7 protein-coding genes are annotated in these 6,541 nt (G+C 69.6%); 6 read left to right on the top strand and 1 reads right to left on the bottom strand.

Features of this window, described 5'->3' with window-relative positions; translation table 11 throughout:
- The 5 genes from ACR2FV_RS10600 to ACR2FV_RS10580 form a co-directional block, all read left to right on the top strand.
- Window positions 1–301: integrase core domain-containing protein (locus tag ACR2FV_RS10600; protein WP_434015659.1), on the top strand; the 301-nt coding region annotated here is incomplete at its 5' end.
- A gap of 231 nt (window positions 302–532) precedes the next feature.
- Complete coding sequence (locus ACR2FV_RS10595; RefSeq protein WP_434015658.1) at window positions 533–1,318, top strand: DeoR/GlpR family DNA-binding transcription regulator; 786 nt, start codon at window positions 533–535, stop codon at window positions 1,316–1,318.
- 75 nt (window positions 1,319–1,393) lie between these two features.
- Window positions 1,394–2,287, top strand: a complete 894-nt coding sequence (locus ACR2FV_RS10590) for an ROK family protein (RefSeq protein WP_434015657.1) — start codon at window positions 1,394–1,396, stop codon at window positions 2,285–2,287.
- Window positions 2,284–3,228, top strand: coding sequence for a 1-phosphofructokinase family hexose kinase (locus ACR2FV_RS10585; RefSeq protein ID WP_434015656.1), 945 nt, complete (start codon window positions 2,284–2,286; stop codon window positions 3,226–3,228). Before ACR2FV_RS10590 ends, ACR2FV_RS10585 begins: the two co-directional genes overlap by 4 nt.
- The gene (locus ACR2FV_RS10580; RefSeq protein ID WP_434015655.1) at window positions 3,225–4,058 is read left to right on the top strand and encodes a class II fructose-bisphosphate aldolase; all 834 of its coding nucleotides are present in this window, start codon (window positions 3,225–3,227) and stop codon (window positions 4,056–4,058) included. The genes ACR2FV_RS10585 and ACR2FV_RS10580 overlap by 4 nt, the downstream gene beginning before the upstream one ends.
- A 30-nt stretch (window positions 4,059–4,088) precedes the next feature.
- On the opposite strand, the gene ACR2FV_RS10575 is transcribed toward ACR2FV_RS10580, so the two are convergent.
- Window positions 4,089–4,970 (bottom strand): SIS domain-containing protein, encoded by an 882-nt coding sequence (locus tag ACR2FV_RS10575; protein ID WP_434015660.1) that lies wholly within the window; start codon window positions 4,968–4,970, stop codon window positions 4,089–4,091.
- Window positions 4,971–5,157: 187 nt separating this feature from the next.
- On the opposite strand from ACR2FV_RS10575, the gene ACR2FV_RS10570 reads away from it, so the two are divergent.
- Entirely contained in the window at window positions 5,158–6,423 is a 1,266-nt protein-coding gene (locus ACR2FV_RS10570; RefSeq protein WP_434015654.1) for an extracellular solute-binding protein, read from the top strand.
- Window positions 6,424–6,541: the final 118 nt, after the last annotated feature.

The raw sequence follows: 6,541 nt of genomic DNA, 5'->3' as shown, positions 1-6,541 counted from the left end.
CTTCGGCCGGCCCGGCACCCCGAACGACCAGGCCTGGATCGAGTCCTTCTTCGGCCACCTCAAACCCGAGTTCCCACACCTGGAGAAGATCACCGACCCCGGCGAGCTGGAAGCCGAACTGGACCGGCTACGCACCCAATACAACACCGCCCGGCTCCACGAGAGCATCGGCTACGTCACCCCCGAGGACGAGCACTACGGCCGCGGCGAAGCGGTCCGCGCGGCCCGACGGGCAGGCATGGCCGCTGCCCAACGCACCCGGATTGCCACCCGCCGGAAAACCAGCAAGGATCACTCATGAGGCCCGCACCCTGGCTGGGTATTTCACCCGCCAACTGGTGCATTTGCTCTGACACACCTCGCCTACCAGGAACGACCTCAGGTTGAAAGGCCGGACAGACCGGCGGCCCACTCCTGCCCGCAACGAGACGGCCACACCTCAACTTGTCTGCGAACCCCGCGAACGCAGGCCGGTGGATCCAGGCTGAGTGGGGGTGTTGCACCGAGTCGCCCGAGGGGTAAGGATCACGCCATGACACGCGCGAATCGACTCTCGGACCTGGCGACCTGGATCGTCCGCGAGGGGTCCATCGAGATCGAGGACGTGACCGAGCGCTTCGGAGTGTCCGCATCGACGGCCCGTCGTGACCTGGACGCGCTGGCCGACCAGCAGTTCGTGCAGCGCACGCGCGGCGGGGCCCAGATCGCAAGCGGGTCCGGGGACCTGCCGTTGCGCTATACGGTGGTCCGGCACGAGGCGCAGAAGCAGGTCATCGCCTCGGCCGCGGCGGCCCTCGTGCAGCAGGGCACGGTGGTGGGGTTCAACGGGGGCACGACCACGACCGCCGTGGCTCACCAGCTGGGGATCCGGATGGCGGCCGAGCACCCGGAGCGGTCCGAGGTGCTGACTGTGGTCACCAACGCGGTAAACATCGCGGCGGAGCTCGTCGTCCGCCCGCAGCTGCGCGTCGTGGTGACCGGAGGAGTGGCACGGCCCTGGTCCTATGAGCTCGTCGGCCCGTTGGCCGACGCGATCTTTCCTCAGATCGACATCACCACCCTCTTCCTGGGGGTCAACGCGCTCGACGTAGAACGGGGAGTGTTCACTCAGCACGACGGCGAGGCCGCGACTAACGCCGCGCTGGTCCGAGCGGCGCGCCGGGTCGTCGTGGTCGCGGACTCTTCCAAGCTGGGCGCCCGGGCTTTCGTCCGGATCTGTGGGCTCAAGGACGTGGACGAACTGTTGACCGACTCGGGAGCCGACGCGTCGATGTGTGCTTCTGTGACCGCGGCCGGCGTGCAGGTAACGATCGCGTGATCTCGGATGGCTGCTCTTTGTTGCGCTATTCTGACTGCAACAAGCAGGAACAGTCATTGAGGAGGGATCGGTCCCGTGCCTTCAGTACAGTTCGCCGGCATCGACGTCGGGGGTACCCGGACCAAGGCGGTGCTGATGGCGGGTGATCAGGTCGTCACGGAGGTCGTCCGGGACACTCCCGCAAGCGTGGCCAGCGACTTCGGCACGCACGTCGGGCGGGTGCTGGCCGAGCTCGGTGAGCGGCCAGCGGCCGTGGGGGTCGTGGTGCCGGGTCTGGTCGATGACCGGTCCGGCCTGGCCGTATGGTCCGCGAACCTCGGGTGGCGAGACCTCGACGTGCCCGCCCAGGTGCGCTCTGCCGTGGGGATCCCGGCGGTCGCCGGGCACGACGTGCGCGCCGGGCTGCTGGGTGAGGCCACCTATGGCGCCGGGCGGGACTGCGAGAACGTGTTGTTCGTCCCCCTGGGCACCGGAGTGGCCTCAGCGCTGCTGTCCGCGGGAGCGGTCGTGGCCGGCTCACCGTGGACCGGCGAGATCGGCCACGTCCGGGCGGGTACGTCGCAGGCGGTATGCGGGTGCGGGGCTCGTGGGTGTCTGGAGGCGGTCATCGGTGCCCGGGCTCTGGCCCAGCGCTGGCGGGCGATGACCGGCAGCGAGGGCGAGGCTGCCGAACTGGCCGAGGCCGTCGCTGCCGGCGACGCGGCCGCGGGCGGGCTTTGGGCCGAGGCGGTGGCGGCCTTGGCGCAGACCCTGGCTCCTGCGGTGGCGGTGGCCGGGGTGGAACGCGTCATCGTCGGAGGAGGACTGTCCAACGCCGGCGAGGTCCTGCTCGCTCCGCTGCGGCAGGAGCTGGCCGAGCGCCTTCCGGGTCGAGCGGTTGAGGTGGTCACCGCGAGTCTGGGCGACCGCGCCGCGGCGCTCGGTGCGGTCGAACTGGCCCGGGCCGCTTGGACGAGGGACTCGTCGTGATCACCACCGTGACCGCCAACCCAGCTCGCGACCTGACCTATCAGGTGGCCCGGCTGCAGATCGGGCACAGCCACCGGGTGGACACCGTCGGCGCGCGTGCGGGCGGCAAGGGGATGAACTGTGCCGGCGTGCTGGCCTCGATGAGCCGAGCGCACCGCGCCCTGGCGGTCGTTGGTGAGGCCGATCGGCAGTGGTGGGAGCGGGACGCCACCGAGCGCAAGATCCAGGTGATGGCTCTTACCGCTGCGGACCCGCACCGGGTACGGCTCAGCACGGCGGTGGTCCAGGCCGACCACGAGGTCACTGTGCTTAATGAGCAGGGTCTCGCCCCGCCGTCGCAGACGTGGCGAGACCTGGTGGAGGCGGCCCTGTCCGAAGCGGGCCCCGGGGACGTGATCGCTCTCTGCGGCAGTCTGCCGCCGCTGGCCGAGGATGCGGTGCTCGCCGAGGTGGTGCACCGTGGGGGCGAGGCGGGTGCTCACGTGCTGGTCGACGGCTCAGGGAGCTGGTTGCGGACCGCGCTGAAGGCACGTCCGGCGGTGGTGACGGTGAACGCTCACGAGGCTTACGAGGCCACCGGGATCGAGGGACCGGCAGCCGCCGGACGCCGGCTTTGCTCGCTCGGGGCGGCCGCGGCGCTGGTCAGCGACGGGCCGCGGGGGGTCGTCGTGGCGGTGGATGAGCACGGTCCGGTCCTGACGGCGCGACTGTCCATGGTCCTGACGGGCAACCCGACCGGGGCCGGCGACGCGATGACCGCGGCCCTGTGCGCCGCGTTGGACGGGCACAGCCTGCCCAGCAGCCTTGCGGGCTGGACGAGCGCGACACGGACCGCGGTGGCCTGGTCCGGTGCCGCCGTCCTGGCCCCGCTGGCAGGCACCGTGGACCCCCGTGACGTGGACACCCTGCTCCCCGCCGTGAAGATCGAGGAGATCGGATGAGTCTGTCGCCGTTGTCAGCAGTGCTTGAGGACGCCGCGTCCGCCGGTCGAGGCCTGGCCGCGTTCAACGTCATCCTGCTGGAGCATGCGGAGGCCTACGCCGCCGCGGCCGAGCAGACCGGACGGCCGGTGGTGATGCAGTTGAGCCAGAACTGCGTGCGGTACCACGGGTCGTTGCGTCCGCTGGCCTTGGCCACCCTGGCGGTGGCCGAGCAGTGCGACCAGTCCGTGGTGGTCCACCTGGACCACGCCGACGACCTGGACCTGATCCGCGAGGCGGTCGGGCTGGGCGTTTCCTCGGTCATGTACGACGGCTCCGCGTTGCCCGACGCGCAGAACCGGGAGCAGACCCGCGAGGTCGTCCGACTGTGCCGAGCCGAGGGGGTCGATGTGGAGGCCGAGCTGGGCGAGGTCGGGGGCAAGGACGGCGTGCATGCACCTGGAGCGCGCACCGATCCCGGTGACGCCGTCCAGTTCGTGGCCGACACCGGGGTCCAGGCGTTGGCTGTGGCGGTTGGCACCTCGCATGCCATGACCGACCGGACCGCTGTCCTGGACGATGGGCTCATCCAGCGACTGCGTTCATCGGTGCCCGTGCCGCTGGTCCTGCACGGCTCCTCGGGTGTCTCCGACGCCGGGCTGGTCGCCGCGGTCCGGGCGGGGATGAGCAAGATCAACATCGCCACCCATCTCAACCGAGCCTTCACCGAGGGGCTCGCGACCAGCCAGCAGCAGCGCCCCAGCTCCGACCCGCGCCGCTTCGTCGGCGCGGGACGAGCGGCCGTCACTGCTGAGGCGGCCCGGCTGCTGGAGTTGCTGGCTGACATCTGACCGTCGCGGTGAGCGGGAGGCAGGGAAGGCTCAGGTGAGGACGATGCTGCGGGTCAGGTTGCGCGGCTCGTCGGGGTTGAGCCCGGCCAGCCGTGCCCGCAGCAGGCTGTAGCGGTGCACCCGCACCAGCTCGGCCATTGGGTCGATGCTGCGATGTTCGAAGTGGGCGCCGGTGGCTCGGATCTCCTCGGCGATTCCGTCCGGGACCGCGCCGAGCGCCCATACGGCCCGACCGGGTGCCGCGATGCTGATCGGACCGTGGCGGTACTCCATGGCCGGGTAGGACTCGGTCCAGAACTGCGCCGCCTCCCGCAGCTTCAGCGCGGCCTCGTTGGCCAGCCCCACGCTCCAGCCGTGGCCGAGAAAGGTCACCTGGTCGACGTCGACGAGGGCGCCCAGAGCCTCCAGCTCTGGCTCGTCGAGCACAGCCCGCGCGTCCGCGATAGCCGGCGCCAGATCCTCGCCGAGCGAGGCACGCAGCACCGCCAACGCCGTGGTGGCGAATCGGGTCTGAACCACCGACTGCTCGTCGGCTTCGGGGAGCACGATGGCGGCGGCCGACCGCTGGACCACCGGGGTGCCCGGTGTGGCGACGATGCTGACGTGCAACCTTCCGGACTCGCGCAGCTTTTCCAGCACCCGGCATATCTCGGTGGTGGTTCCCGACCGGGTCAGCAGGACGACCCGGTCGTAGTCCCGAGCCAGCCGGTGCTCGCTGGCGCTGTAGGCATCGGTCAGGCCCTGACCACGTTCCTCCCGCAGCGCCGCGTAGGCCTGTGCCATGAACCAGGACGTCCCGCAACCCAGCACGGCCACGCGCTCCCCGTCGCGGGGTAGGAATGGAGCGAACTCTTCGAGACGCGCGGTGGCGACGCTCCACGCCTCGGGCTGGCTGAAGGTCTCTGCGGTCATGTGGGTGGCCACGGGAAGCTCCTTGGTCTCAGTGGGTGTCAGGCGGTCAGACTACCGTAGGAGTGACTATAGTTGCGCGAATGTTATCGAAAGATGCAGGAAAATGCTTGTGGTGATCCTTGGGAGGCGCTAACGTGTCCTCCGTCCGGCGACCGCACAGAGGACCGGCCGGCCCGATAGGAGGACCATGAAGACCACGAAGGCAACCCTGGTCGCAGGCAGCATTGCGACCGTGCTGGCGCTCAGCGCCTGCGGCGGAGGCACCGGCGCCTCCCAGAGCGATGGTGGCGGCGGCGACGGGGAGTCGGGGTCCCAGACGATCAAGCTGGTGGCCGCGGAGTACTCCAAGGACAACACCAAGGCGTTCTGGGACTCGTTCGCGAAGACCTACAACGAGGAAACCGGGCACACCCTCGAGGTCCAGATCGTCAGTTGGGAGAACATCGACCAGCAATCCTCGACCATGATCCAGAACAACCAGGCCCCGGACATCCTCAACCTCAACACCTACGCCAGCTACGCCAAGGACGACTTGCTCTACGGTGCGGACGAGGTGCTCAGCGAGGACGTCAAGGCTGACATCCTGGACACGTTCGTGGACTCCGGGACCTACGACGGCACGTTCTACGGCTTCCCCGACCTGGCCAGCGTGCGGGCCCTGTTCTACAACACCGACCTCTTCGAGCAGGCCGGCATCGACGGTCCGCCGGGCACCTGGGACGAACTGGCGCAGGACGCCCAGCAGATCAGCGACCTGGGCGAAAACAACGCGGGCTACGCACTGCCACTGGGGCCGGAGGAGTCCCAGGGCGAATTCTCCATGTGGCTGTACAACAACGGCGGCACCTGGAAGGACGGCGACACCTGGGCCATCAACTCCGCCGCCAACGTGGAGGCTCTGAGCTTCCTCAAGCAGCTCAACCAGGACGGCGTCACCCAGAACAATCCGGCCCGGACCAACCGGGCCGACGCGTTCGACCTGTTCCGCTCGGGCAAGGCCGGGATGGTCATCGGCTTCAGCCCGCTGGCCGACTCTCTGGACGAGGAGGGCAACGTCAACTACGAGGTGGCGTCGTTCCCGACCAACGACGGCTCGGAGTCCAAGACCTTCGGTGTGACGGACTACCTGATGGCGTTCAAGAAGGACGGCAACCAGGAGGCGGTCAAGGCCTTCTACGACCTGTACTACCAGCCCGACCAGGTCAATACGTTCATCAAGAAGGAGGGCTTCCTGCCGGTGACCGAGTCCGGGTTGGAAGAGTTCTCCGACGACGAGGACCTCAAGGTCTACCTGGACACCCTGCCCAACGCGCGGCTGACGCCGACCGACGACCCCACCTGGGACCGGATCAAGCTGGCCGTTCAGCAGAACCTTGGTGCAGCCGTGGACGAGGACGGTGACCCGCAGCAGGTGCTGGACCAACTGCAGCAGACCGCCGAGTCGGGCGGCTGACCGAGATGGCGACCCAGCCGGTCGGGGGGGGGGGGGGGGGGGGGGGGGGGGGGGGGGGGGGGGGGGGGGGGGGGGGGGGGGGGGGGGGGGGGGGGGGGGGGGGGGGGGGGAGGGGGGG

Source organism: Ornithinimicrobium sp. (assembly GCF_051004135.1).
Lineage (GTDB): Bacteria > Actinomycetota > Actinomycetes > Actinomycetales > Dermatophilaceae > Ornithinicoccus.
The sequence above is the reverse complement of the archived record's forward strand: the minus strand, read 5'-3'. Positions and strand labels throughout refer to the sequence as shown.